Annotated in this window: 1 tRNA gene; it reads left to right on the top strand. The window is 16.7% G+C overall.

The window, feature by feature from the left end:
• The first annotated feature begins 1,138 nt into the window (after positions 1 to 1,138).
• Positions 1,139 to 1,214, top strand: a tRNA-Glu gene (locus ACHMP6_RS01820).
• Positions 1,215 to 1,930 lie beyond the last annotated feature (716 nt).

Below are 1,930 nucleotides of genomic sequence, written 5' to 3'. Positions count from 1 at the left end.
CGTTTCAAAAGCCAAGAATATGAAGGAACATATTATCATGATGTTCGTGATGCGTTAAATCACTCATAATTAGGCATCATTTCACGCCCATATTCATATTTTATTTATTATAGTAATTATCATTAATACTTATCTATTTTTTATAATAAAAATCAAAAAAATTCTATCTTATGATTTTAAGAATTTTTTTACTTTAATTTCAAAAAATTTTTAAACATTAATTAAAAAATAAATTTAAACTAATTAAATAGATCTAATGATAGAACTAATAATTATAAATTTTATTTTAAAATTATTAAAAATAAAAATCAAAAATATTACAAAATATTAGTTTAAAAAACAATTAATGAATATAATTTAAACAAAATATATAAACTATAAAATTCAAAATGATCATATAATGTAAAATAAGTATATAAAATATTACTCAATTACTTAATTCTTAATTAATAATAATTTACTATATGATAAATTTTTAGAATTAAAATTAGTATATTTGTTAAAAATACTCACTATTAAATATTATAGCTCTTTATATTTTTTTTTTTATTTTTTTTTCAATAATATGCAAAATATAATCTTTTTAGATTTTTTTCTACATAAAAAATAATAATCATATTATAAATTTTATATATAAAATAGGGCTAAAATGTAAATATTATAATTTTTAGTAAAAACTAATAGTAAAAAAATTTATTTTTATAAAAAACAATAAACAATAAACATATAAAAAATATTTTTTTTATTCTCTTCTTTTTTTTATTTTTAAAAAAATTAATTTTTTTAAAAAAATTTTATATTTTAAATATTTTATTGACTTTATTTATAAATATTGTTAAAATCATAAAAGGTTTCTTTATTCTTTTTATAAAAAATGATTACTGAGTTAATAAATCAAAAAAAGTATATTTTATTCGCTAATTATCACGGTTAAAGCTTATTAAATAAAAAATAATTTTTAATATTTTTTTTGATTTAATTTAAACCTATTTTATTTTAAAAAAAATTAATAATTTTAAAATAAAAAATAAAATGAAAATTGAAACATTTCTTTCAATATTAAAAAACTAAATATTAGAAAAAATTAGATACAAAAATATATTAAAATTCTAAAAATTAATTTCTATTTCTAAAATAAGGCCCGTTGGAGAAACGGTCAACTCACATGCCTTTCACGCATGCATTCACGGGTTCGAATCCCGTACGGGTCACCATATTTTATTTACATTTTTTTTAAATTTTAAATTAATTTAGAATTTATTTATATAAAATTTTTTTACATAAAATTATTGATTTATTTATAAAAATATACAATAAGAAAAGCATCCATAGCTTAATCGGATAGAGCATCTGACTACGGAGGGCGTTAGTTCGAACATAAATGATAGAAATTTAAGGTAACTCACTTCTTGAGATAATAGAAGTAATCAACGAATTAACCGGAATTCGAAAGAATATAAGGGAAAATAGCATATTCGTAAAGTAGCAAAGAAAAAATAAATTTTCAAAGAGAGCTGCGAGACAAAGATAAAACAAGGTTGAACAAAGAAATAAAATAATTGTTAATCGTTAAATAAAATAAAAATAATTAATAATTAATTAGTAAAGAGCTGAAAAGGGTAAAAAAATAAAAAAATATCTTTATCATAAAGTTTATAATTTAAAATTTAAAAAGATTAAAAATATAAATTTTATAATAAATTTTCTATGATTATAAGAAATAAATAGATGGCTTATATTTATTAGATTCGTAAATAAATAATAATTATCTTTAAAAGGAAAAAAATATATTTTTCTTTTAACAAACATCTTTACCCAGAAAAAAAATATTTTTGATTTTATTTTTATTTAAAATACAATTTAAAATAACATTTTTCTATCATAAGACTCCAACCGCTATTTATCACTAACCTAGCATTTATAGTTACCT

It is taken from the genome of Candidatus Phytoplasma palmae (assembly GCF_046896035.1).
In the GTDB taxonomy this organism is placed as follows: domain Bacteria; phylum Bacillota_I; class Bacilli_A; order Acholeplasmatales; family Acholeplasmataceae; genus Phytoplasma; species Phytoplasma palmae.
This window is presented reverse-complemented; position numbering and strand designations above follow the sequence as displayed.